25 protein-coding genes and 1 riboswitch are annotated in these 25512 nt (G+C 46.9%); of the genes, 22 read left to right on the top strand and 3 right to left on the bottom strand.

All coding sequences use genetic code 11. The features are described 5' to 3' along the window. Positions 1 to 116 precede the first annotated feature (116 nt). From V6D44_RS16580 to purD, 16 genes are all read left to right on the top strand, one after another. Entirely contained in the window at positions 117 to 923 is an 807-nt protein-coding gene (locus V6D44_RS16580; protein WP_202328347.1) for a hypothetical protein, read from the top strand. Positions 924 to 1080: 157 nt separating this feature from the next. Beyond that, positions 1081 to 1248, top strand: a complete 168-nt coding sequence (locus V6D44_RS16575) for a Fur-regulated basic protein FbpA (RefSeq protein ID WP_052245624.1) — start codon at positions 1081 to 1083, stop codon at positions 1246 to 1248. Between the two features lie 214 nt (positions 1249 to 1462). Continuing rightward, positions 1463 to 2017: a DUF2179 domain-containing protein gene (locus V6D44_RS16570; RefSeq protein ID WP_087991338.1), complete on the top strand. Its 555-nt coding sequence runs from the start codon at positions 1463 to 1465 to the stop codon at positions 2015 to 2017. Further along, on the top strand, positions 2017 to 2214 hold the full coding sequence (locus V6D44_RS16565; protein WP_148963482.1) for an NETI motif-containing protein: 198 nt from the start codon (positions 2017 to 2019) through the stop codon (positions 2212 to 2214). The genes V6D44_RS16570 and V6D44_RS16565 overlap by 1 nt, the downstream gene beginning before the upstream one ends. Before the next feature lie 79 nt (positions 2215 to 2293). Further along, positions 2294 to 2395: riboswitch (purine riboswitch) on the top strand. A gap of 140 nt (positions 2396 to 2535) precedes the next feature. After that, positions 2536 to 3024 (top strand): 5-(carboxyamino)imidazole ribonucleotide mutase, encoded by a 489-nt coding sequence (gene purE / locus V6D44_RS16560; protein WP_040083964.1) that lies wholly within the window; start codon positions 2536 to 2538, stop codon positions 3022 to 3024. Then, on the top strand, positions 3017 to 4159 hold the full coding sequence (gene purK, locus V6D44_RS16555) for a 5-(carboxyamino)imidazole ribonucleotide synthase (RefSeq protein WP_202328346.1): 1143 nt from the start codon (positions 3017 to 3019) through the stop codon (positions 4157 to 4159). Before purE ends, purK begins: the two co-directional genes overlap by 8 nt. Beyond that, complete coding sequence (gene purB / locus V6D44_RS16550) at positions 4156 to 5451, top strand: adenylosuccinate lyase (protein WP_024715850.1); 1296 nt, start codon at positions 4156 to 4158, stop codon at positions 5449 to 5451. The genes purK and purB overlap by 4 nt, the downstream gene beginning before the upstream one ends. A 74-nt stretch (positions 5452 to 5525) precedes the next feature. Continuing rightward, positions 5526 to 6251, top strand: coding sequence for a phosphoribosylaminoimidazolesuccinocarboxamide synthase (gene purC / locus V6D44_RS16545; RefSeq protein WP_087991341.1), 726 nt, complete (start codon positions 5526 to 5528; stop codon positions 6249 to 6251). Beyond that, on the top strand, positions 6244 to 6498 hold the full coding sequence (gene purS, locus V6D44_RS16540; RefSeq protein WP_087991342.1) for a phosphoribosylformylglycinamidine synthase subunit PurS: 255 nt from the start codon (positions 6244 to 6246) through the stop codon (positions 6496 to 6498). Before purC ends, purS begins: the two co-directional genes overlap by 8 nt. Further along, positions 6495 to 7178: a phosphoribosylformylglycinamidine synthase subunit PurQ gene (gene purQ / locus V6D44_RS16535; RefSeq protein ID WP_087991343.1), complete on the top strand. Its 684-nt coding sequence runs from the start codon at positions 6495 to 6497 to the stop codon at positions 7176 to 7178. Before purS ends, purQ begins: the two co-directional genes overlap by 4 nt. Next, positions 7162 to 9390, top strand: a complete 2229-nt coding sequence (gene purL, locus V6D44_RS16530) for a phosphoribosylformylglycinamidine synthase subunit PurL (RefSeq protein ID WP_087991344.1) — start codon at positions 7162 to 7164, stop codon at positions 9388 to 9390. Before purQ ends, purL begins: the two co-directional genes overlap by 17 nt. Further along, complete coding sequence (gene purF / locus V6D44_RS16525; RefSeq protein WP_087991345.1) at positions 9366 to 10796, top strand: amidophosphoribosyltransferase; 1431 nt, start codon at positions 9366 to 9368, stop codon at positions 10794 to 10796. The genes purL and purF overlap by 25 nt, the downstream gene beginning before the upstream one ends. A 100-nt stretch (positions 10797 to 10896) precedes the next feature. Then, complete coding sequence (purM, locus tag V6D44_RS16520) at positions 10897 to 11937, top strand: phosphoribosylformylglycinamidine cyclo-ligase (RefSeq protein ID WP_087991346.1); 1041 nt, start codon at positions 10897 to 10899, stop codon at positions 11935 to 11937. Beyond that, entirely contained in the window at positions 11934 to 12521 is a 588-nt protein-coding gene (gene purN / locus V6D44_RS16515; RefSeq protein WP_202328344.1) for a phosphoribosylglycinamide formyltransferase, read from the top strand. Before purM ends, purN begins: the two co-directional genes overlap by 4 nt. Continuing rightward, complete coding sequence (gene purH / locus V6D44_RS16510) at positions 12518 to 14056, top strand: bifunctional phosphoribosylaminoimidazolecarboxamide formyltransferase/IMP cyclohydrolase (protein ID WP_087991348.1); 1539 nt, start codon at positions 12518 to 12520, stop codon at positions 14054 to 14056. The genes purN and purH overlap by 4 nt, the downstream gene beginning before the upstream one ends. A gap of 15 nt (positions 14057 to 14071) precedes the next feature. Then, positions 14072 to 15340, top strand: a complete 1269-nt coding sequence (gene purD, locus V6D44_RS16505; protein WP_202328343.1) for a phosphoribosylamine--glycine ligase — start codon at positions 14072 to 14074, stop codon at positions 15338 to 15340. A gap of 40 nt (positions 15341 to 15380) precedes the next feature. Here purD and V6D44_RS16500 read toward each other — a convergent pair whose 3' ends face one another. Continuing rightward, entirely contained in the window at positions 15381 to 15803 is a 423-nt protein-coding gene (locus V6D44_RS16500) for an Lrp/AsnC family transcriptional regulator (protein ID WP_087991350.1), read from the bottom strand. A 143-nt stretch (positions 15804 to 15946) separates the two neighbouring features. On the opposite strand from V6D44_RS16500, the gene V6D44_RS16495 reads away from it, so the two are divergent. Continuing rightward, complete coding sequence (locus V6D44_RS16495) at positions 15947 to 17221, top strand: APC family permease (protein WP_202328342.1); 1275 nt, start codon at positions 15947 to 15949, stop codon at positions 17219 to 17221. A 15-nt stretch (positions 17222 to 17236) separates the two neighbouring features. On the opposite strand, the gene V6D44_RS16490 is transcribed toward V6D44_RS16495, so the two are convergent. Continuing rightward, positions 17237 to 17470, bottom strand: a complete 234-nt coding sequence (locus tag V6D44_RS16490) for a YgaP family membrane protein (protein ID WP_087991352.1) — start codon at positions 17468 to 17470, stop codon at positions 17237 to 17239. A 129-nt stretch (positions 17471 to 17599) separates the two neighbouring features. Here V6D44_RS16490 and V6D44_RS16485 point away from each other — a divergent pair, with 129 nt between their 5' ends. From V6D44_RS16485 to V6D44_RS16475, 3 genes are read left to right on the top strand one after another with little or no spacing between them, the layout of a single operon-like run. Next, positions 17600 to 19342: an adenine deaminase gene (locus V6D44_RS16485; RefSeq protein WP_253268876.1), complete on the top strand. Its 1743-nt coding sequence runs from the start codon at positions 17600 to 17602 to the stop codon at positions 19340 to 19342. A 26-nt stretch (positions 19343 to 19368) separates the two neighbouring features. Then, a complete protein-coding gene (locus V6D44_RS16480; RefSeq protein WP_087991354.1) occupies positions 19369 to 20364 on the top strand; it encodes a DUF3048 domain-containing protein in 996 nt (331 codons plus the stop codon). 2 nt (positions 20365 to 20366) lie between these two features. Then, the gene (locus V6D44_RS16475) at positions 20367 to 20681 is read left to right on the top strand and encodes a YerC/YecD family TrpR-related protein (protein WP_087991355.1); all 315 of its coding nucleotides are present in this window, start codon (positions 20367 to 20369) and stop codon (positions 20679 to 20681) included. Positions 20682 to 20718: 37 nt separating this feature from the next. Here V6D44_RS16475 and V6D44_RS16470 read toward each other — a convergent pair whose 3' ends face one another. Beyond that, the gene (locus V6D44_RS16470) at positions 20719 to 22296 is read right to left on the bottom strand and encodes an FMN-binding glutamate synthase family protein (protein ID WP_333516740.1); all 1578 of its coding nucleotides are present in this window, start codon (positions 22294 to 22296) and stop codon (positions 20719 to 20721) included. A gap of 247 nt (positions 22297 to 22543) precedes the next feature. Between V6D44_RS16470 and V6D44_RS16465 the strand changes: the two genes are divergently transcribed. Both V6D44_RS16465 and pcrA read left to right on the top strand, forming a co-directional pair. Further along, on the top strand, positions 22544 to 23230 hold the full coding sequence (locus tag V6D44_RS16465; protein ID WP_087991357.1) for a heptaprenylglyceryl phosphate synthase: 687 nt from the start codon (positions 22544 to 22546) through the stop codon (positions 23228 to 23230). A gap of 61 nt (positions 23231 to 23291) precedes the next feature. Then, positions 23292 to 25511 carry a DNA helicase PcrA gene (gene pcrA / locus V6D44_RS16460; RefSeq protein ID WP_087991358.1) on the top strand — a complete coding sequence of 740 codons (2220 nt, stop codon included), beginning with the start codon at positions 23292 to 23294 and terminating at the stop codon, positions 25509 to 25511. The last annotated feature ends 1 nt before the right edge of the window (position 25512 follow it).

Here is a 25512-nt window from a genome sequence, read left to right as displayed (position 1 = left end):
GCCATGCTTTACTTAAATGGAAATGACTTGACTGTTCAGGAAGGCTTCGGTACCTTATATAAGTGTTTTATTTTCTTATGGTATTCCGCCGTATTTTTTTGATAGGAGTTGCTGACATGACGGAAGAAAGAAAAGAAACGTTTGAAGAAGAAGTTAACCAGAGTGAAAGAATAGATACAGATGAAGAACCGCTATCGAGAATGTCCAGAAAGGCGAGCCGGCAAAGCAAGCAGAAGCAAAAACAAAAGCAGAAACCGCATCAGGAACGCGGTGGTGTATCCATTGCTAAAGACAAGCTTGCGTCTGTATGGGCAGCCATCAACAGATATTGCGGTTTTGCGTTCTCGATTTTAAAATCACCGGCGAAAACCGTCGTGGCGGATGGTTTTTCTCATTATAAGTATGGTTTGATTTCAATGCTTATATTCAGTATGATCTTTTCAATCGGGAACTGGTTTCAGTTAAAGGCCAGCTGGAATCGGCCGCTTGGTTTCGGAGAACGCCATCACGCTTTCTATGACGGATTTTTAATCGTTCTTGTCTATTTGCTTCTCTTTTTCGCGGTAATGGTCATAGCCGTATGGGCCGTCTCCCGCTATATGATGAAGCAGAAGGTGACGTTTAGAGAAGTGGCTGCGGGTTTGGGTTCATTGCTTGTACCGGTGATTGCTGTTTCAATTCTTTGGCTGATCTTTGCGATCGTGAATATCCCGATGCTGACAGTTCTTTTTACAGTGCTGATCTTGTTTTCGATCTTTTTTATGATGGCGCTGTATGTGCAGCGTCTGTATCAGGCGGCACAAGATGCACCGATTGATTATATCTATTGTGTATTTGCAGTAGTTGCGGTCGCGCTGCTGTTTGCGGCGGTGACTTGGCCGTTTATTTCTGAATATTTCACAGCGTCGCTGATTCCGCTTTAATGAAAAAACCGGCTGTTCATAGCCGGTTTTTTGATGTCACAATTTTTACAAATATATCTAAAAAACATAGTTGATTTGTAGGATTAATCCGTGTATGATGAGGAAAATGCTGTAAACGTCCAGCGTACAAACCTTTATATTTTGGAGGATGATGGACATGGCTGAAGTACTTCGCCGAGCGATTAATCAAAAGAAGCAATTTTTAAAAACCAAATTACTGCTCTCGGAATTTTATCAGGGAAGAGGGGAACAGCTTGCTGATTATACGCTGAGTGAGCTTGAGAAAGAATACAAATCCCTTCTGAAAATGAAAAAAGAGATCTGACAATATATGAGAAAAGGTGAGTCTGCTGAAAAGCGGGCTTTTTTGTTTTGATGTTGAAAAGGTAAGAAAGAGGGTAAACTACTACTGTTCAATCTGAAAAAGCGTGTCGAAATATTTTCCTTAGGCTTACGGCCTCAGTTGATTGTAAACGACGCGTTTCTCTAGTAGAATATGATTGCTTTATGCAAGATGAAGAGTAGGGGGATGAAATGAAATGATGCAAACCATCTTATCAAATGGAATAGCCATGGTTCTCATAATTCTCATTATTAATATTGTCTATGTGTCATTTTTTACGATAAGAATGATTTTAACGCTGAAAGGCCAGCGTTATTTAGCGGCCGGCATCAGTACGATTGAGATACTGGTTTATGTGACAGGATTGAGCCTGGTGCTCGATAACTTAGACCAGATTCAAAATGTGATTGCGTACGCGCTCGGTTACGGTCTTGGCGTCATTGTCGGCATGAAAATAGAAGAAAAATTGGCGCTTGGCTATATGATGGTCAATGTGATTACGAAGGAGCTTGATGTTGATCTTCCGAGGCAGCTCCGTGAAAAAGGCTACGGTGTGACAAACTGGGTGGTCGGCGGGCTTGAAGGCGACCGCACAGCCCTTCAGATTCTGACACCGAGAAAATATGAACTCCAGCTGTATGATACGATTAAGACAATTGATTCAAAAGCCTTTATTATTGCGTATGAACCAAAAACAATCCACGGCGGCTTCTGGGTCAAAGCGGTGAAGAAGAGGAGAATTAAAGAATAATGGCAAAGCCGAAGAAGAAAAAGTTTGAAGTGACAGAGCAGCAAACGATTGATGCTGTGCTTCAGCAAATGAAAGAAGAAGGGTATTTGCCTGTACGGCGAATGGAGGAGCCTGTTTTTATGGAGAAAAAGGAAAACGGGTCAATTCAGATCGTTCCATGCGGGAAAAAAATCGTATTTGAAGGGAAATTGATCTAAAACACGAACATTAGCAGAATGAATTTTTGTATCGTTCGATAATGTCGTTGACATTATCCATATCCGTTGTTAAGATAAACATGAAATCAAAACACGACCTCATATAATCTTGGGAATATGGCCCATAAGTTTCTACCCGGCAACCGTAAATTGCCGGACTATGCAGGAAAGTGATCGATAAAACTGACATGGATATATCGCAGAAGCGAACGACTGACGATACATGTACCATGCCCGGTTTGTATTGCTTCCTCATAAGTGCAATGCAGAGCGGGTATTTTTTATTTTCTGAAAACAAAAGCATGAGAAGGTGGGAACAGAATGCAGCCGCTAGTAGGAATCATCATGGGAAGCACTTCCGATTGGGAGACAATGAAAAACGCATGCGACATACTTGACGAACTTAATGTTCCGTACGAAAAGAAGGTCGTTTCCGCTCACCGGACGCCTGATTTCATGTTTGAATACGCTGAAACCGCGAGAGAAAGAGGCATCAAGGTGATTATCGCCGGTGCCGGAGGAGCGGCGCATCTGCCAGGGATGACGGCGGCGAAAACAACACTGCCGGTCATCGGAGTTCCGGTTCAGTCCAAGGCGCTGAACGGAATGGATTCTCTGCTTTCCATCGTCCAAATGCCCGGAGGCGTGCCTGTTGCGACAACAGCCATCGGCAAAGCAGGCGCTGTGAACGCAGGGCTGTTAGCGGCGCAAATTTTGTCAGCTTTTGACGAGGATCTTGCCCGTAAGCTGGATGAGAGAAGAGAAAATACTAAACAGACAGTGTTAGAAAGCAGTGATCAGCTTGTCTAAACAAATCATCTATCCAGGAGCAGTGATCGGCATTATCGGCGGCGGCCAGCTTGGAAAAATGATGGCTGTGTCCGCCAAACAAATGGGGTATAAAGTCGCGGTCGTGGATCCGGTTAAAGATTCGCCATGCGGGCAGGTTGCGGATATTGAAATTACCGCTCATTACAATGATCGTGAAGCGATTCGAAAATTGGCTGAAATCAGCGACATCATCACGTATGAGTTTGAAAACATCGATTATGATGCGCTGCATTGGCTAAAAGATCATGCCTATCTCCCGCAAGGAAGTGAACTGCTGCTCATTACCCAAAATCGTGAAACAGAGAAAAAAGCCATTCAAGCCGCGGGCTGTGAAGTTGCTCCGTACAGCATCGTCAAAACAAAAGATGGATTGAAACAGGCGGTACAGGAGCTTGGACTTCCCGCGGTGCTGAAAACATGCCGCGGCGGATACGATGGCAAAGGCCAATTTGTGATCAAGGAAGAGGCGCAAATTGAGCAGGCTGCCGCTCTATTAGAACACGGTACTTGCATTCTCGAAAGCTGGGTTTCTTTTAAAATGGAAATGTCGGTCATCGTCGTCAGATCGGTAAACGGCGAAATTTCAACATTTCCGGCAGCAGAAAACATTCACCACAACAATATCCTCTTCCAAAGCATCGTGCCTGCACGGGTGGAAAAAGCGATCCAGAGGAAGGCTGCTGATTTGGCCGTTAAGCTTGCAGATGAGCTTCACCTTGTCGGGCCCCTCGCTGTTGAAATGTTCCTGACAGAAGACGGCGAGCTTTTGGTCAATGAACTGGCGCCAAGACCGCATAATTCAGGGCATTATACGCTGGACCTTTGCGAAACCAGTCAGTTTGAACAGCATATCAGAGCGGTATGCGGCCTTCCGCTCGGTAAAACAGATTTGCTGAAGCCGGGCATGATGGTGAATCTACTCGGCGATGAAGTGAAGCTTGTTGAGGAAGAGCCGGAGCTTATAAAAGAAGCAAAGCTCTATATATACGGAAAACATGAAATCAAAAAAGGCCGCAAAATGGGGCATATTACATTTATGAAGCAGCCTGAAGACCAATGGATTCAGGAGATCACAAATAAATGGATGAATAGAGACGGAGGACAAGCAGAATGATCGAACGTTATTCAAGACCTGAAATGTCCGCAATTTGGACGGATGAAAACAGATTTCAAGCATGGCTGGAGGTTGAGATTCTTGCCTGTGAAGCGTGGGCGGAGCTTGGCGTCATTCCGAAAGAAGACGTAAAGGTCATGCGCGAGAACGCGTCATTTGACATCAACCGCATTTTAGAAATCGAACAGGATACCCGCCATGACGTTGTCGCTTTTACACGCGCCGTTTCCGAATCACTGGGCGAAGAAAGAAAATGGGTGCACTACGGCTTAACGTCAACTGACGTTGTGGATACCGCTCTTTCTTACTTATTAAAACAGGCAAACGATATTCTGCTCAAGGACCTTGAGAGATTTGTTGACATTATAAAAGAAAAAGCGAAAGAACATAAATACACAGTCATGATGGGGCGCACACACGGCGTACACGCTGAGCCTACAACATTCGGCTTAAAACTTGCGCTTTGGCATGAGGAAATGAAACGTAACCTTGAGCGTTTCAAACAAGCGAAAGAAGGCATCGAGGTTGGGAAGATTTCCGGCGCTGTCGGCACATATGCGAACATTGACCCATTTGTTGAGCAATATGTCTGTGAGAAGCTCGGATTGAAAGCAGCACCGATTTCAACCCAAACCCTTCAGCGCGACCGCCATGCTGACTATATGGCGACACTTGCTTTGATCGCGACAAGCATCGAGAAGTTCGCAGTGGAAATTCGCGGTCTGCAAAAGAGTGAAACACGCGAAGTTGAGGAATTTTTCGCGAAAGGGCAAAAGGGTTCATCTGCAATGCCGCACAAACGCAATCCGATCGGCTCTGAAAACATGACAGGTATTGCGCGCGTCATCCGCGGCTACATGATGACGGCTTACGAAAATGTTCCATTATGGCATGAGCGCGATATTTCTCATTCTTCAGCAGAACGGATTATTCTCCCGGATGCGACAATCGCGCTGAACTACATGCTGAACCGCTTCTCCAACATCGTGAAAAACTTAACGGTCTTCCCGGAAAACATGAAGCGCAACATGGACCGCACACTCGGCCTTATTTACTCTCAGCGTGTGCTGCTTGCTTTGATCGACACAGGCCTGACTCGTGAAGAAGCCTATGATACAGTACAGCCGAAAGCAATGGAAGCCTGGGAAAAACAAGTGCCGTTCCGTGAGCTTGTGGAAGCGGAAGAGAAAATCACGTCCCGTCTTTCTCCGGAAAAAATTGCTGACTGTTTTGATTACAACTACCATCTGAAAAATGTTGATCTGATCTTTGAACGTTTAGGTTTAGCATAGAAGAAGCTTTTAGGCGGCTTCTTCTACGCCGCCGTGGTTTGAAAATTCCCAAGATTCGGATTAGGAGGCCTTCCGTGAATATTGTAAAGAATGAACTTTTATACGAAGGAAAAGCAAAAAAGATCTACAAAACCGATGACGAAAACACGTTGTATGTCGTGTATAAAGACTCCGCCACTGCTTTTAACGGCGAGAAAAAAGCAGAAATCAGCGGCAAAGGGCGCTTAAATAACGAGATTTCAAGCCTGATTTTCAAACATCTTCACGCTAAAGGCATTAACAACCACTTTATCGAGCGCATATCGGAAACGGAGCAGCTCATCAAAAAGGTAACGATTGTGCCGCTTGAAGTCGTCGTCAGAAATGTTGTGGCAGGAAGCATGTCCAAGCGTCTCGGCATTCCAGAAGGCACCAAGCTTGAACAGCCGATTATCGAGTTTTACTACAAGGATGACGCGCTGGGTGATCCGCTCATCACGGAAGATCATATTTGGCTCTTGAAAGCGGCAACTCCTGAGCAGGTAGAAAACATTAAGTCCATTACAAAAACAGTAAATGAAGAGCTTCAAACCATTTTTGCCGATTGTCACGTCAGATTAATAGATTTTAAGCTTGAATTCGGTTTAGATCCAGACGGACAAGTGCTTTTGGCCGATGAAATTTCACCGGACACATGCCGCTTGTGGGATAAAAACACGAACGAAAAGCTGGACAAAGATTTATTCAGACGCAATCTTGGAAGCTTAACCGACGCATATGAAGAGATTTTCAAAAGACTGGGAGGCATTCATCATGTATAAAGTAAAAGTTTATGTCAGCTTAAAAGAAAGTGTACTAGATCCACAAGGGAGCGCTGTCCAGCATGCCTTGCACAGTATGACTTACAACGAAGTTCAAGATGTGCGCATCGGTAAATATATGGAGCTTACGATCGAAAAATCTGACCGTGATCTTGACATGCTAGTGAAAGAAATGTGCGAAAAACTTCTTGCGAATACAGTGATTGAAGATTACAGATACGAAGTTGAGGAGGTAGTCGCACAGTGAAATTTGCGGTGATTGTGTTACCTGGATCCAACTGTGATATCGATATGTATCATGCTGTAAAGGATGAGCTCGGCCATGAAGCGGAATACGTCTGGCATGAGGAAACAAGCCTTGACGGCTTCGATGGCGTATTAATTCCGGGAGGATTTTCTTACGGCGATTATTTGAGATGCGGGGCTATTGCCCGATTTGCGAATATTATGCCAGCTGTCAAACAGGCGGCGGCTGAAGGAAAACCAGTTCTCGGCGTCTGCAACGGATTTCAAATTTTACAAGAGCTTGGCCTTCTGCCAGGCGCAATGAGACGCAACAAAGATTTGAAGTTCATTTGCCGGCCTGCTGAATTAATTGTTCAGAACGACGAAACATTATTCACATCTTCCTACGAAAAGGGCCAATCGATTACAATTCCGGTTGCCCATGGTGAAGGGAACTTCTACTGTGATGACGACACACTTGCTTCATTGAAAGAAAACAACCAAATTGCTTTCACATACGGCTCCGATATTAACGGAAGTGTCAGCGGCATTGCCGGTGTCGTGAATGAGAAAGGCAACGTATTAGGCATGATGCCTCACCCTGAGCGCGCGGTCGATGAACTGCTTGGAAGCGCCGACGGTCTTAAATTATTTCAGTCTATCGTGAAAAATTGGAGGGAAACTCATGTCACTACTGCTTGAACCAAGTAAAGAACAAATAAAAGAAGAGAAAATGTATCAGCAAATGGGTGTCAGTGATGATGAGTTTGCATTGATTGAATCCATTCTTGGCAGATTGCCGAACTACACAGAAATCGGAATTTTTTCTGTCATGTGGTCAGAGCATTGCAGCTACAAAAACTCTAAGCCGATTCTGCGTAAATTCCCGACAAGCGGCGAGCGTGTGCTGCAAGGTCCGGGGGAAGGCGCCGGAATCGTTGATATCGGTGACAACCAAGCGGTTGTGTTCAAAATTGAATCACATAACCACCCATCAGCTCTCGAGCCTTATCAAGGTGCTGCGACTGGCGTAGGCGGTATTATCCGTGACGTATTCTCAATGGGTGCCCGTCCAATCGCTGTATTGAACTCTCTTCGATTTGGTGAACTGACTTCACCGCGTGTGAAGTACTTGTTTGAAGAAGTAGTAGCGGGTATCGCGGGATACGGCAACTGTATCGGCATCCCGACAGTCGGCGGAGAAGTGCAGTTTGACAGCAGCTATGAAGGAAATCCGCTCGTTAACGCAATGTGCGTCGGTTTAATTAATCATGAAGACATTAAAAAAGGCCAGGCGAAGGGTGTCGGCAACACAGTGATGTACGTAGGAGCGAAAACAGGGCGTGACGGAATCCACGGCGCTACGTTTGCTTCGGAAGAAATGTCTGATTCGTCTGAAGACAAGCGCTCTGCCGTTCAAGTCGGCGATCCGTTTATGGAAAAGCTTTTGCTTGAAGCATGTCTGGAAGTCATCCAATGTGATGCGTTAGTCGGCATTCAGGATATGGGAGCTGCCGGTTTAACAAGCTCAAGCGCGGAAATGGCAAGTAAAGCCGGCTCTGGCATTGAGATGAATCTTGACCTGATTCCTCAGCGTGAAACAGGTATGACTGCATATGAAATGATGCTTTCTGAATCACAGGAGCGGATGCTTTTGGTCATCGAGCGCGGACGTGAGCAGGAGATCATCGATATTTTTGACAAGTACGATCTTGAAGCGGTTTCTGTCGGACGTGTAACAGATGATAAGATGCTTCGCCTCACACACAAAGGTGAGATTGTGTGCGAGCTGCCCGTTGATGCCTTGGCAGAAGAAGCGCCGGTTTACCATAAGCCTTCTCAAGAGCCTGCTTACTACCGCGAGTTTTTAGAGACGGATGTTCCGGCTCCGCAAATTGAAAATGCGAATGAAACACTGAAGGCACTCCTGCAGCAGCCGACGATCGCAAGCAAAGAGTGGGTTTACGATCAATATGACTACATGGTGCGGACGAACACAGTTGTCGCTCCTGGATCTGACGCAGGTGTTCTCAGAATCCGCGGAACGAAAAAGGCGCTGGCGATGACGACAGACTGTAACGCGCGTTATCTCTATCTTGATCCTGAAGTCGGCGGAAAAATTGCTGTCGCTGAAGCGGCGCGCAACATCATTTGCTCGGGCGCAGAGCCGCTTGCGGTCACAGATAACCTTAACTTCGGAAACCCGGAGAAACCGGAAATCTTCTGGCAGATCGAAAAAGCGGCTGACGGCATCAGCGAGGCGTGCAATGTTCTCAGCACACCGGTTATCGGCGGAAACGTATCGCTTTACAACGAATCAAACGGCACGGCGATTTACCCGACACCTGTTATCGGCATGGTCGGCTTAATTGAAGATACAGCCCACATTACAACACAGCATTTCAAACAAGCGGGTGATCTCGTCTACGTGATCGGTGAAACAAAACCTGAGTTTGCGGGAAGCGAGCTGCAAAAAATGACAGAAGGCAGCATTTACGGAAAAGCGCCGCAAATCGATCTTGATGTAGAGCTGTCACGCCAAAAAGCATTGCTTGACGCGATTAAAAAAGGCTTTGTTCAATCCGCGCATGATGTGTCTGAAGGCGGCTTAGGCGTAGCGATTGCAGAAAGTGTCATGACGACGGAAAACCTTGGCGCGAACGTGACTGTAGAAGGGGAAGCGGCGTTATTATTCTCTGAATCTCAATCCCGCTTTGTCGTTTCTGTGAAAAAAGAACATCAAGCAGCGTTTGAAGCGACTGTAAAAGATGCCGTTCATATCGGTGAGGTAACAGCGGACGGACTTCTGGCGATTCAAAACCAAGACGGACAACAATTGATTCATGCGCAAACGAATGATCTTGAACGCGCATGGAAAGGAGCTATCCCATGCTTGCTGAAATCAAAGGCTTAAATGAAGAGTGCGGCGTATTTGGGATTTGGGGACATGAAGAAGCTCCGCAAATCACGTATTACGGTCTCCACAGCCTCCAGCACCGAGGACAGGAGGGCGCTGGCATTGTGGCGACAGACGGTGAAAAACTGACGGCGCACAAAGGCCAAGGGCTGATCACGGAAGTATTTCAAAATGGCGAGCTCAGCAAAGTAAAAGGAAAAGGCGCAATCGGGCACGTTCGGTACGCAACGGCTGGAGGCGGCGGATACGAAAATGTTCAGCCGCTCCTCTTCCGTTCCCAAAACAACGGCAGCCTGGCGCTTGCCCATAACGGAAACCTAGTCAATGCCACTCAGCTGAAGCAGCAGCTCGAAAATCAAGGGAGTATCTTTCAGACCTCTTCGGACACAGAGGTTTTGGCTCACCTGATCAAAAGAAGCGGTCACTTCACGCTGAAGGATCAAATGAAAAACTCGCTTTCCATGCTGAAAGGGGCCTACGCATTCCTGATCATGACCGAAACAGAAATGATCGTCGCGCTCGACCCGAACGGGCTCAGACCGCTGTCAATCGGCATGATGGGCGACGCTTATGTGGTCGCATCAGAAACGTGCGCATTTGATGTGGTCGGCGCGACGTACCTTCGTGAGGTAGAACCGGGCGAAATGCTGATCATCAATGATGAAGGCATGAAATCAGAGCGTTTTTCCATGAATATCAACCGTTCCATTTGCAGCATGGAGTACATTTATTTCTCAAGGCCGGACAGCAATATTGAAGGGATTAACGTGCACAGTGCGCGTAAAAACCTTGGGAAAATGCTTGCTCAGGAATCCGCAGTTGAAGCCGATGTCGTAACAGGGGTTCCGGATTCCAGTATTTCAGCGGCGATCGGCTATGCAGAAGCAACAGGCATCCCGTACGAGCTCGGCTTAATCAAAAACCGTTATGTCGGCAGAACGTTTATTCAGCCGTCTCAGGCTCTTCGTGAGCAAGGCGTCAGAATGAAGCTTTCTGCTGTGCGCGGGGTTGTGGAAGGCAAACGAGTCGTTATGGTAGATGACTCGATCGTGCGCGGAACAACAAGCCGCCGGATTGTCACGATGCTCAGAGAAGCGGGTGCGACAGAAGTGCATGTGAAAATCAGTTCACCGCCGATCGCTCATCCGTGCTTTTACGGCATTGATACTTCCACTCACGAAGAACTGATCGCGTCTTCCCATTCAGTTGAAGAAATCCGTCAGGAAATCGGAGCCGACACTCTCTCATTTTTGAGTGTGGAAGGGCTGCTGAAAGGCATCGGCAGAAAATACGATGACTCTAATTGCGGACAGTGTCTCGCTTGCTTTACAGGAAAATATCCGACTGAAATTTACCAGGATACAGTGCTTCCTCATGTAAAAGAAGCGGTATTAACCAAATAAACCTTGAAAATGACATAAAGGCAGCGCAGTTCGGCTGCCTTCTCTTTCTGCCCTCGTTCGGGGGAGATATTTTGAAAAAGCGCCTAAAGGAGTGAATAGGATGTCTGAAGCATATAAAAACGCAGGGGTTGACATCGAAGCCGGATATGAAGCTGTAAAACGAATGAAAAAACATGTGGAGCGTACAAAACGGCTTGGCGTTATGGGCAGCCTTGGCGGTTTTGGCGGCATGTTTGACCTGTCTGAGCTTTCTTATCAAAAACCGGTTTTAATTTCGGGAACAGATGGTGTCGGCACAAAATTAAAGCTCGCTTTTTCTATGGATAAGCATGACACGATTGGCGTGGACGCTGTTGCGATGTGTGTCAATGACGTGCTGGCACAAGGTGCAGAGCCGCTATTTTTCCTTGATTATTTAGCGGTCGGCAAAGCGGATCCTGTGAAAATTGAGCAAATCGTACAAGGTGTGGCGGACGGCTGTGAGCAGTCAGGTTCAGCCTTAGTCGGCGGCGAAACAGCTGAAATGCCGGGACTATATACAGCTGATGAATACGATATTGCCGGTTTCTCAGTCGGAGTGGTTGAAAAGGACGAAATCGTGACTGGTGAAAACATCGAGGAGGGCCATCTATTGATCGGCCTCAGCTCCAGCGGCCTTCACAGCAACGGATTTTCCCTTGTCAGAAAAGTGCTTCTAGATGATGCGGAGCTGGATCTTGATAAAACATACGAACCGTTTGACCGCCGACTTGGCGAGGAGCTGCTTGAACCGACAAGAATTTACGTGAAGCCTGTGCTCGCCGCGGTGAAGAGTGGAAAAGTCGACGGCATGGCGCACGTGACAGGCGGAGGATTCATCGAAAATATCCCGCGCATGCTTCCAGAAGGCTTAAGCGCGGAAATCGATCACGGCTCATGGCCGATCCCGCCGATTTTCTCTTTCCTGCAAGAGTACGGCAAGCTGAAGGAAGAAGACATGTTCAACGTCTTTAATATGGGCATCGGCTTTGTTTTGGCAGTCAAAGAAGAGCATCTGACAGATGTGATCGAAACGCTTGAAAGCCATGGCGAAAAAGCCTATTTGATCGGGCGTGTGAAACAAGGCGAAGGCGTCACATTCGGCGGTGCGGCACTTTCATGAAAAAAATTGCGGTATTTGCATCCGGAAACGGTTCAAACTTCGAAGCCATCGTCACTTGTTTGAAAGAGGAGAACTGGGATGCGTCCGTATCGCTTCTCGTTTGCGACAAACCGCAGGCGAAAGTCATCGAACGGGCGGAAACGTTCCATATTCCATCCTTTGCATTTGAACCGAAGTCTTATGAAAACAAGGCCGCATTTGAACGGGCCATTATTGAACAGCTTCACCTTCATAACGTTGAATTGATCGTTCTCGCCGGCTATATGAGGCTGATCGGTGACACGCTGCTTCAGGCTTACGGAGGAAAAATCATTAACATTCACCCGTCGCTTCTTCCGGCGTTCCCCGGAATCGACGCAGTCGGGCAGGCGTACCGCGCGGGTGTGAAGGTTGCCGGAATCACCGTGCATTATGTCGATGAAGGAATGGATACAGGCCCGATCATCGCTCAAAAGGCAATCGAAATTAACGAACATGATACATTGGAAACAATCGAACAGCGGATTCACAAACTTGAGCATAAATGGTATCCCATTGTGATTAAACAGCTATTAGAATTAAATAACAGAGGTGAAAAGGCATGACCATTAAACGTGCATTAATCAGTGTTTCAGATAAAACAAATCTCGTTCCTTTCGTAAAAGAACTGACAGAGCTTGGCGTTGAAGTCATTTCAACAGGCGGAACGAAAAGGCTTCTTCAAGAAAACGGTGTGAATGTCATCGGAATTTCTGAAGTGACAGGCTTTCCTGAAATTATGGACGGACGGCTTAAAACACTTCATCCGAATATTCATGGCGGCCTTCTGGCGGTTCGCGGCAATGAAGAGCATATGGCGCAGATCAATGAACATGGGATTCAGCCGATTGACCTCGTTGTCGTCAACCTCTATCCATTTAAAGAAACGATTTCTAAAGCAGATGTCACATATGAAGAAGCGATCGAAAATATCGACATCGGCGGCCCGGGCATGCTGCGTGCGGCATCAAAAAACCATCAGGATGTAACGGTTATCGTCGATCCGACGGATTACAGCCCAGTGCTGAATCAAATCAAAGAAGAAGGCGGCGTATCACTTCAGAAAAAACGCGAGCTGGCGGCAAAAGTATTCCGTCATACTGCGGCGTATGATGCACTGATCGCTGACTATCTGACAGATGTTGTCGGTGAAAAAGAACCAGAGCAATTCACTGTGACATTTGAGAAAAAACAATCACTTCGCTACGGAGAAAACCCGCATCAGGAAGCGACATTCTATCAAACAGCTCTTCCTGTCAAAGGCTCCATTGCGCAAGCAGAACAGCTTCACGGAAAAGAGCTTTCTTACAACAACATTAAAGACGCGGACGCGGCAGTTCAAATCGTTCGCGAATTCACTGAGCCGGCTGCGGTTGCCGTCAAGCATATGAATCCGTGCGGCGTAGGAACTGGAAAAACGATCGCAGAAGCGTTTGACAGAGCGTTTGAAGCGGATAAAACTTCGATCTTCGGCGGCATTATCGCCCTGAACCGCGAAGTGGACAAGGCAACTGCCGAAGCGCTTCACAACATTTTCTTAGAAATCATCATTGCGCCTTCATTCAGCCAAGAAGCGCTTGACATCCTGACTGCGAAGAAAAATCTTCGTCTGCTGACACTTGATATGACAGCTGCTGCTCAAAAGGAAAAACAGCTGACATCTGTTCAAGGCGGACTGCTGATTCAAGATTTGGATATGCACGGCTTTGATGATGCTGAGATCAGCGTTCCGACAAAAAGAGAGCCGAACGAGCAAGAGTGGGAAGACTTGAAGCTTGCTTGGAAAGTCGTGAAGCATGTGAAATCAAATGCGATCGTTCTCGCGAAGGACAACATGACAGTCGGCGTGGGAGCAGGCCAAATGAACCGTGTCGGATCAGCAAAAATCGCCATTGAGCAAGCAGGTGAAAAAGCGAAAGGCAGCGCGCTCGGTTCTGATGCATATTTCCCAATGCCGGATACTGTCGAAGAAGCGGCAAAAGCGGGCGTTACGGCCATCATTCAGCCAGGCGGATCGATCCGTGATGAGGATTCCATCAAAAAAGCAGATGAGTACGGCATTGCCATGGTATTCACTGGCATTAGACACTTCAAACATTAAGGGGATGAAAACGACGTGAATGTATTCATTATCGGTAAAGGCGGAAGAGAACATACGATGGCATGGAAGGCGGCGCAAAGCAGTCTCGTAGAGAACGTATTTGCAGCTCCAGGAAATGACGGTATGGCTGATTCCGCACAGCTTGTAAACATTGAGGAAAGCGATCACGCCGGGCTTGTCTCGTTTGCAAAAGAAAATCAGGTCGGCCTGACCATTGTTGGCCCCGAGGTTCCTTTAATTGAAGGTCTGGTGGATGAATTCGAAAAGGCCGGTCTGCGTGTGTTCGGCCCGTCAAAAGCCGCTGCGATCATCGAAGGCAGCAAACAGTTCGCTAAGGATTTAATGAAGAAATACGATATTCCGACTGCAGAATATGACACGTTCACATCCTTTGAAGAGGCAAAGGCATATGTGCAGGAAAAAGGCGCTCCGATTGTCATAAAAGCAGATGGACTTGCGGCTGGAAAAGGCGTAACCGTTGCTATGACAGAGGAAGAAGCGATTGCATGTCTGCATGATTTTCTTGAGGATGAAAAATTCGGTGATGCGAGCGCGTCTGTTGTCATTGAAGAATTTCTTTCCGGCGAAGAATTTTCTCTGATGGCATTCGTCAAAGGAGAAAAGGTGTATCCAATGGTGATTGCCCAAGATCACAAGCGGGCGTTTGATGGAGACAAAGGCCCGAATACGGGCGGAATGGGCGCTTACTCTCCAGTTCCGCAAATTTCAGAAGAAACCGTCCGCCATGCGGTGGAAACGATCGTCAAGCCGACTGCAAAAGCAATGGTACAAGAAGGCCGTTCCTTCACTGGCGTTTTGTACGCGGGATTGATGCTCACTGAAAACGGCTCAAAGGTCATCGAATTTAATGCCCGTTTTGGCGACCCGGAAACACAGGTCGTGCTTCCGCGCATGGAATCTGATCTGGTACAGGTGCTTCTTGATCTTTTAGAAGATAAAGAAGTCGACTTGAAATGGAAGGATACCGCGGCAGTGAGTGTGGTGCTTGCTTCAGAAGGGTACCCGGAAAGCTATGCAAAGGGCACGCCGATTGGCAACCTTGCAGCGGAAACTGATCAGGTTGTGGTCTTTCATGCCGGAACGAAAGCAGAAGGCGGAGAGTTCGTCACAAACGGAGGCCGCGTCGCCAATGTGACGGCTTTTGATGAAACATTTGAAGCGGCGAGAGACCGAGTGTACAAAGCCGTTGATGAGATCATCAAGCCGGGACTCTTTTTCAGAAAAGACATTGGGGCACGCGCTTTAAAGGCTGCCCAAAAATAAAGTGAAGAAAACCCGCAGAGGTTGAACTGCGGGTTTTTTGTTATGCAAAAGCGGGGTGGTGTGCGGAAGAAGAAAGCACAACCAGCGTGGTTGGTTTTCCGTGGACCATCGAGGCGTCAATAAAATCTTCAAGCGTATGTACCGATTCTGTCACCACTTTTGTCACATAACTGTACATGCCTGTAATGCGGTGGTTTTCTGTCACATCCGGATGCGCTGTGGCAAAGGCGGCGTAGTGTTTGCAGCTTTTCGGTTCCATCAGGATAAAAGCGGTAACATGCTTGTTTAGTTTTTCATAACAGATATTCGCGCTGTAGCCGGTAATCACTCCTTTGTCTTCCAGCTTCCTGACACGTTCCGCCGCGCTTGGAGAGCTGAGTCCAACAAGCTTTCCCAGCTCAACCATCGTTAATCTGCCATTTCGCTGCAAATGCGAGAGGATGTGAAGGTCTGTTTCGTCCATTTGTCTGGCTCCTTTACATGTTTAAGAGAATTCGTGAAAATTCCTTTTATCATAAGGTGATGCTGTCGATTTAACTTAATTGTAGCATATGGATGCCGTCTTATTTTTCCTATAATAAAGCCATCAACGGGAGAGGAGGCATCATGTTGCCAGAATTGCAGCGTTCGATCACTTGGATACAAGGGACGGCATTAACGATTGGGGCCGTTTTAGGCTGCGGGATATTAATTCTGCCGTCTGTCACAGCTGACGCAGCCGGTCCTGCTTCTTTATTTGTTTGGGTGTTCATGTCTTTCTTATCATTTCTTCTTGTCGGCACGCTGGCCCGGCTTGTGAAAATAGCGCCCAGCGCCGGAGGAATCACGGCTTATGTGCAGTTGGCTTTTCAGAAAAAAGCCGGAGCGGTTTTGGGCTGGATCATGTTAGGGTCCGTTCCAATCGGTGTTCCTGTCATCGCTTTGACTGGCGCGCATTACGTCAGTTACGTCACAGATGCTTCGGATTGGCAGATTACATTGATTGCAGGTTGTATGTTGGGTGTCTCCATTTTGCTTCATATAAAAGGCATTCAACTATCCGCTAATATCAGTACACTCGTTATTTGTGTCATCGTAATTCTGCTTGTCACTTCGATTGCCGTGTCATTTCCTCACGTCAAAGCAGCAGAATTCAAGCCGTTTCTTCCGCATGGCTGGTCTGCCGCAGGATCTGTTTCTGTAATGATTTTTTTCTCTTTTGTAGGCTGGGAAATGATTACACCATTGGCTGAAGAGTTTACACATCCTGAAAAAGATGTCCCGCTCAGCTTGTTTTTAGCAGCAACTTGTGTGGCAGGGCTGTATATCATGCTGTCGTTTGTGACGATAGGTACTCATTCATACGGAGTGAATGGAGAAATCGCATCACTTGCCATGCTCATATCAAAAGGAGTCGGTGAAGGCGGAGTATATGTAACGGTGTGTTTAGCACTGTTTATCACATTCGCCACCATTCATGCTAATATTGCGGGTTTTTCCAGAATGGTGTACGCATTGGCGAGAGAGGGGCACATTCCCGTATATTTCGGGAAACTCAGTGAGACAAAACTTACGCCTATCCGTGTATTAACAGCGCTGGCCGCAGTGTTTGGCTTCGTGCTTGCGGCATATGGCCTTTTTAAAACCGATTTAACAACACTGTTAAAAGGGCCGAGTGCGGCATTCATCGCATCATACATATGTACAATGGCGGCAGCGCTAAAACTGTTGAGCTGGAGAGATTCAGGCTGGTGGATGGCGTTAGGGGCTTTTGCGGCGTGCGCAGTGATTTACTCATTCAGCGGCTGGGCAGTCCTTTATCCAGCAGCACTGGCAGCCGCAGGGTATCTCTATATGAAGACAAAGAAATGTCATGAGAAAAAGCCTGATCACGTTTCGTGATCAAGCTTTTTTTGTTCATCTGTCTTGATGCTCTTGTTCGTTATGACCGGAAGCGCTGTTTTGAAGCATGTAGGTCACAGGGCAGAAGCGCAGGATTCCCGATCCTGCTTTCATGGCCCCCATAAAGATGTAAAAGAGGTGCATTCTGCACCAAGGCTTTTTCGTAAACTTTGCGCTGGCGGCTGACATAATCGTCAGTCCGCAGGCGATTCTGAAGACGGCATTGATGAGACTGATGTTTGGCTTCATGGAAATCCGCTCCTTTTTAATTAAAAAAGTTTTTTAATTGAACCTTCAAAAATTTGTAACGTTTTTATCATGCGTGATGAGGAAGGATGTGATAACATGAGTCTAATACATGTAAAGGAGAGTATGTGAATGTCCGAACGCACCTTTAACTGGAAAAACAAAGACATCAGGGCACAGGTTGATGTTGTAGACTCAAAGCTGCTTCCAACGCTCCTTTTACGGAATGCTCTCGTCTTAAATCCATATGTAAAACAATGGCTGAAAAAAAACATTTGGATTTATCAGGACCGCATTGTTTATGTGGGCCATGAACTTCCGAATAGAGCCGAAGAAATTCATACAATTGATTGTGAAGGAAAATACATTGTGCCAGGGTACATCGAACCGCACGCACATCCTTTTCAAATATATAATCCCCAAACGCTGGCGGAATATGTGTCTCAATACGGAACAACGACATTTGTGAATGATAACTTATTTTTGCTTTTACAAAGCGGAAAAAAGAAAGCGCTTACCATTTTAAATGAACTCAAAAAGCAGCCTGTTCAATATTTTTGGTGGTCACGTTATGACCTCCAAACCGAAGTTCTGAACGAGGACCACGTTCTTCCGTTTGATGTCAGAAAGCAGTGGATTGAACATCCGGATGTGATTCAAGGCGGAGAAATGACCGGATGGCCGCGTTTGGTAGATGGTGATGATTTAATGCTTCACTGCATGCAAGCTACAAAGAAGCAGAGAAAACGCATTGAAGGGCATTTTCCCGGCGCTTCAAATAAAACGCTTACAAAAATGAAGCTGTTCGGAGCGGATTGTGATCATGAAGCGATGACAGGTGATGAAGTGATGAGAAGGCTGGAACTGGGCTATTATGTTTCCCTTCGGAACTCTTCCATTCGCCCTGATGTAAGAAAAATCTTGCGGGAGCTGCATGAGAAGGGTTTCCGCTATTATGACCATTTCTTTTACACGACAGACGGCGCGACGCCTAATTTTTATAAAGGCGGCATGACAAACGAGCTGATCCGCATCGCGTTAGAAGAAGGAGTCCCGGCAATCGACGCCTACAATATGGCATCATTTAATATTGCAAAGTATTATCAAATGGATGATTATTTAGGAGTTGTCGGACCGGGAAGGCTGGCATCGTTGAACGTACTAGAAGATCCGTTAAATCCCAATCCCGTGACCGTTCTCTCAAAAGGGGCCATCCTTCGTGAAGATGGCTGTGATTTGAAGGCGTTTACAAAGACGGGCTGGAGCAAAGGCGGTCTTGTCCCGCTTGAGCTTTCATATGATATGACGATGGATGATTTACAGTTTTCCATGCCGATGGGCGTGAAAATGCGGAATGCGGTCATTATGGAGCCGTATATGATTGAGATCGACAATTCGATGGAACAGCTCTCGTTTGACCATGATGAAAGTTATTTGACGATGCTTGACAGACATGGGAAATGGCGTGTCAATACGATGATAAAAGGCTTTGCCTCAAGCGTGCAGGGATTTGTGAGCTCCTTTACGACGACAGGTGATATTGTCGCGATCGGAAAAAATAAAGCGGATATGCTGCTCGCTTTCGCCCGCATGAAAGAGATCGGAGGAGGAATCGTTCTTGCGGAAAACGGGAACATTCTGCATGAAATTCCGCTTGCGCTGTGCGGCTGCGCCTCTTCGGAAGCGTATGAAGACGTGCTGGAGAAGGAACAAAAGCTGAAAGATCTTTTGACTGAAAGAGGTTACGAGTTTTGTGATCCCGTCTATACGCTGCTCTTTTTGCAAAGTACGCACCTTCCGTATATACGCATTACGCCTAGAGGAATCTTCGACGTCATGAAAAAAACTGTACTCTTTCCATCGATAATGCGTTAAAATATAAAAGAGCGGGGAGCCGACATATGAAAAAATGGATGACAGTTTGCGTGCTGTGTATCGTGTTTTTTCTGCTGGTATCCTGCCAGCAGAAGGATGCTGTCCCGGATTCTGAAAAGAAGCCGAAAGCTCCTTTGACAGGACTGGAGACGGAACAGAAGGTGACTGAACGCCGGCCTGTTGCTGTTATGGTGAATAATCACCCGAAGGCGAGGCCGCAGTCAGGACTGTCTAAAGCCGATATTGTCATAGAAGCGCTTGCCGAAGGGCAAATTACGAGATTTCTGGCCATTTTCCAAAGCCAGATGCCCGAAACTGTCGGGCCTGTGCGGAGCGCGCGGGAATATTTCGTCACTCTCAGCAATGGCTTTGACAGCATATTTGTCCATCACGGCTGGAGTCCCGGCGCCAAAGAGCAGCTGGAATCCGGAGCTGCCGATTATATGAACGGATTGGATTTTGACGGAAGCTTATTTTGGAGAGCTGATTTCAGCAAACCGCCCCACAATTCCTACACGTCTTATGATTACATAAAAAAGGCGGCGGAGCAAATGGGATATGAGCTGAAGCAGAAAACAGATCCGCTGCTGTTTCAAACATCAGAAGCAAAACCTGCAAATGACTTTTACAATGTTCGGGTAGATTATGGAACAAAGAACGTTACGAATCTTGTCGAATACAACTATGATAAAAAAGCCGAAGCTTATACAAGAAGCTCTGATGGTGTCATTACGACAGACCGGGAAACCGGAAAGCCGGTTGCAATGCAGAATATTTTCATTGTTGAAGCGAGCCATCATATTATTGATCAAGATGGAAGGCGGGACATCGATCTAGAATCAGGGGGGAAAGGTCTGTTGTTTCAGCGCGGAAACGTTATTGAAACAGACTGGAAACAAGTAAACGGCAGAATTGTGCCGGTGAAAGACGGCAAATGGCTGCCGCTTGTGCCCGGAAAAACTTGGATCAATATCGTGCCTGATCTCGATGCGGCTTCCATTAGTAAAGGAGAAGGTGTGTAACGATGCAAATCGATAAATTACGCGGCAAAGAGCTGGACCAGTTATTCAACTCGATCTTATCGCTGAAAGACCTGGAGGAATGTTACCGGTTCTTCGATGATCTTTGCACAATTAACGAAATTCAATCGCTGGCTCAGCGCCTAGAAGTGGCGCGCATGCTTCGCGAAGGTAACACGTATCATAAGATTGAAACAGAAACAGGCGCTTCCACGGCTACGATTTCCCGTGTGAAACGCTGCTTAAATTACGGAAATGACGCTTATGAAATGGCGCTTGACCGTGTGAAGGAGACGGAAACAGGGTCTTCTTCAAACTAACAAAGAGCCGCCCTGCCGTTTGGCATGGGCGGTTTCTTTATGAAACAAATTGGTTGATCAGTTTGTCGATGTCGACGATGCTTCCGTCTTCTTTTCGATAGACAACATGCTCCTTGGAAAAGTGGATGGGCGAATTGATGCCGGCTGCAGCTGCGAGATTAAACAGTCCCTCGCGCAGCGAAATGACGTAGTTGCAGACACGATGCTGTTTTTCCTCAACGCTTAGTGCTTGTTGCAGTTTTGGATCTGTTGTCGCTACACCTGCCGGACATGTATTGGTGTGGCAGACGAGGGCGCGGATACAGCCGACAGAAAACATCATCCCGCGCGCAATATTGACAAAGTCAGCGCCGAGGGCTAAGGCGACCGCAATTTTGTCAGGAGTCAGGAGCTTTCCGGAAGCAAAAATTTTCAGCTGGCCGCGCAAGCCGTATTGTCTAAGCAGTGTATCAACCATAGGCAGCGCTGTCATAATCGGAAGGCCGACTGTGTCAGCGAGCTCATAAAAGGAAGCGCCAGTACCGCCTTCACTCCCGTCTATCGTAATAAAATCCGGATGCTTTCCGCTTTTCTGCATATAAGAGAAAAGCTCGCGCAATTCGTCAGGGTGGCCTGCGACAAGTTTGATTCCCACAGGCTTTTGCCCGACATCTCTAAGTTTCTCGATAAAGTCGAGCATTTCAGGAGCGTTTGAAAATTCATGAAAGCGATTCGGGCTGTCAATTGATTTCCCGGGTTCGACATTCCGGATGTCTGCCACTTCCTCTGATACTTTGGCGCCATCCACATGGCCGCCGCGGGTTTTCGCTCCTTGCGCCAGCTTTAGCTCAAACGCTTTAATTTGGTCAAGCCTGCTTTTTCTTTTAAACTCCTCCCATGAAAATTCTCCGTTTCTTTTGCGCACGCCGAAAAGACCCGGACCGATTTGGCAAATGATATCGGCGCCGCCCTTTAAGTGATACTCAGATAATCCCCCTTCACCGGTATTCATCCATGTGCCGCCAGCCTGATGAAGCCCTTTTGAGAGCGCCGTAATCGCTCGTTCTCCAAGGGAACCGTAGCTCATGGCGGACTGGCCGACTAATCCCTTCACATAAAAAGGCTTCTCGCATGTATGGGAGCCGATCACCTGCACATCATCAGGGTGGAGATAATACGGATCGGCCTTGATTTGTTCGGCGTGTTCCTTTCGTTTGAACAGATTGTCAGCTTCTATTTCATAGATTTGGGTTTCAATTTTAGGTGTTTGGTTTACGTGCAATTCTTTTTTTTGTTTCGGAAATAGAGCATTACGGATATAAAAGCCCGGTTTGTCAAAATCTTTTACAGATCCAAAGCCCATCATTCTGCTTTTGTATTTGCCCGAGATAACGGTTTGCTCATATTCCTTTCGTGAAAAGGGCTTGCCCTCATTGTCATTGTTGAATAAATACTGCCTGAGTTCCGGCCCGATTTTTTCAAGGATATATCGAAATCTTCCAAGCAAGGGGTAGTTGCGGAGGATCGAATGCTCCTGCTGTTTTTCATCCTTTATGTAGATCCAGAGAAACAAAACGATGGGGATGGCAATGATCCCGATAAGAAAAGCGATAAGTGCAATGATGAGGGTTTCCATCTGTCATCCTCCCTTTTTTATGTAACCTTTTCCACAGTTGAGCGCTTTCCAAACAATAACAGAAGGGAGTCATTTGCCTAGGCCTTGATGCTATTGAAGGCTTTCTAGAGCTTTCTTTTTTTATGAAAAAAGAATCAAAACACCTTTTTCAGTGAATAACGAGATTAACGGCTTTTTCCGTTTTTACGCGCTATGTGAATTTGTTATAATGTTTAAATGGTAACAAACGAATGGAGGAACGTATGACGTGTACGATGTAACGGAGTGGAAGCATGTCTTTAAACTCGACCCAAATAAAGATTTGCCTGATGAACAGCTGGAGATTCTTTGTGAATCAGGAACGGATGCGGTCATTATCGGAGGAAGCGATGGTGTGACAGAGGACAATGTCTTGCGCATGATGTCAAAGGTGAGACGGTTTTTAGTGCCGTGTGTCCTTGAGGTGTCAGCGATTGAAGCGATCGTTCCCGGCTTTGACTTATATTTTATTCCGAGTGTACTAAACAGCAAAAACGCGGACTGGATTGTCGGAATGCACCAGAAGGCCATGAAGGAATACGGAGAACTGATGTCTATGGAAGAAATTGTGGCGGAAGGCTACTGCATCGCAAATCCGGATTGCAAAGCGGCTGCATTAACTGAGGCGAATGCCGATCTGAGTGTTGACGATATTGCCGCCTATGCGCGTGTGTCTGAGCTGCTGCAGCTTCCCATTTTTTATTTGGAATACAGCGGTATGCTTGGAGACATAGAAGCCGTGAAGAAAACGAAGGCTGTATTGGAAACGTCCACCCTGTTTTACGGCGGCGGCATCAAGGACGCGGAAACGGCAAAGCAGTTTGCGGAGCATGCGGACGTGGTTGTTGTAGGCAATGCGGTGTATGAAGATTTTGACCGGGCTTTAAAAACAGTAGCGGCTGTGAAAGGCGAGTAGTAAATTGTACGGATTTGGTTTATGATAGAACATATGTTTTGTATAGGCGGGTGAACGAATTTTGAATTACATTAGCAATCAATTATTAAGCGGATTAAACCCTGTTCAGCAGGAAGCTGTAAAAACAACGGACGGGCCCCTCTTGCTGATGGCGGGAGCGGGAAGCGGAAAGACGCGTGTTCTGACACACAGAATCGCTTTTTTAATGGCGGAAAAACATGTGGCGCCGTGGAACATTCTGGCGATCACATTTACAAATAAAGCGGCACGAGAAATGAAAGAACGTGTGGAAAGCATTCTCGGACCGGGCGCGGACGATATCTGGATTTCCACATTCCACAGCATGTGCGTGCGGATTTTGCGCAGAGATATCGACCGGATCGGGATCAACCGCAATTTCTCCATCCTTGATACGGCGGACCAGCTTTCGGTCATCAAAGGGATTTTGAAGGAACGCAATCTTGATCCGAAAAAGTTTGATCCGAGAAGCATCCTGGGCACGATCAGCGGTGCGAAAAACGAATTGACCGAACCGGAGGAATTCTCTAAAGTTGCCGGCGGTTATTACGATCAGGTGGTCAGCGACGTATATGCTGATTATCAGAAAAAGCTTTTGAAAAACCAGTCGCTCGATTTCGATGATTTAATTATGACAACGATTAAACTGTTTGACCGTGTGCCGGAAGTGCTTGAATTTTATCAGCGCAAATTCCAGTACATCCATGTTGATGAGTATCAGGATACGAACAGAGCCCAATACATGCTTGTTAAGCAGCTTGCGGAGCGTTTCCAGAACCTTTGCGTGGTCGGGGACTCGGATCAGTCGATCTACAGATGGCGCGGCGCGGATATCGCCAACATCCTTTCGTTTGAAAAAGATTATCCGAACGCAAGCGTGATTTTGCTTGAACAAAACTACCGGTCAACGAAACGGATTTTGAGCGCGGCTAACGAGGTCATCAAAAACAACTCAAACCGCAAACCGAAAAATCTGTGGACGGAAAACGATGATGGCGTCAAAATTGCTTACTACCGCGGAGATAACGAGTTCGGCGAAGGACAGTTTGTTGCCGGTAAAATTTATCAGCTTCACAGCTCAGGCAAGCGGAAGCTGTCGGATATCGCCATTTTGTACAGGACAAACGCCCAGTCCCGTGTAATTGAGGAAACGCTTCTCAAAGCTGGCTTGAACTATAACATTGTCGGCGGCACAAAGTTCTATGACAGAAAAGAAATTAAAGACATTCTCGCGTACCTGCGCCTCGTATCCAACCCGGATGACGATATCAGCTTCACACGTATTGTCAACGTGCCGAAGCGCGGAGTCGGCGCCACTTCACTTGAAAAAATCGCTTCGTATGCGGCGATGAACGGCTTGTCGTTTTTCCAAGCGATTCAGCAGGTTGATTTTATCGGCGTCAGCGCTAAGGCGGCCAACGCGCTCGACAGCTTCAGACAGATGATTGAGAACCTGACCAATATGCAGGACTACTTGTCTATTACAGAGCTGACAGAAGAAATTCTCGATAAGACCGAATACAGAGAAATGCTGAAGGCTGAGAAATCAATCGAAGCCCAAAGCCGTTTAGAAAACATCGACGAGTTCCTGTCTGTCACGAAAAACTTTGAACAGAAAAGCGAAGATAAAACACTCGTTGCGTTCCTGACAGATTTGGCACTGATCGCCGATATCGATCAGCTCGACCAGAAAGAAGAGGAATCCGGCGGCAAGGATGCGATCACGCTGATGACGCTGCACGCCGCAAAAGGGCTGGAGTTCCCGGTTGTTTTCTTGATGGGGCTTGAAGAAGGCGTCTTCCCGCACAGCCGTTCACTGATGGAGGAAGCGGAAATGGAAGAAGAGCGCCGCCTTGCTTACGTTGGGATTACAAGAGCGGAGCAGGAGCTTTATCTGACCAACGCCAAAATGCGCACCTTGTTTGGCCGAACAAATATGAACCCGGAATCTCGCTTTATTGCTGAAATACCGGATGATTTATTGGAAAACCTAAATGAGAAAAAAGAAACGAGAACGCCGTCTGCGAGAAAAATGCAGCCGAGACGCGGCCCTGTTTCACGTCCGGTATCCTACGCCGGCAAAACAGGCGGTGACTCCTTAAACTGGGCAGTTGGAGATAAGGCCGGCCATAAAAAATGGGGAACAGGAACTGTCGTCAGTGTGAAAGGCGAAGGAGAAGGGACGGAGCTTGATATCGCCTTCCCGAGCCCTGTCGGCGTAAAACGCCTATTAGCGGCATTCGCTCCTATTGAAAAGCAGTAAT

The sequence above is a fragment of the Bacillus sp. 0209A genome, from assembly GCF_036765095.1.
GTDB classification, from domain to species: Bacteria; Bacillota; Bacilli; order Bacillales; family Bacillaceae; genus Bacillus; species Bacillus subtilis_G.
Note: the sequence above shows the minus strand (reverse complement) of the source record. Positions and strands in the feature narration are given on the sequence as shown.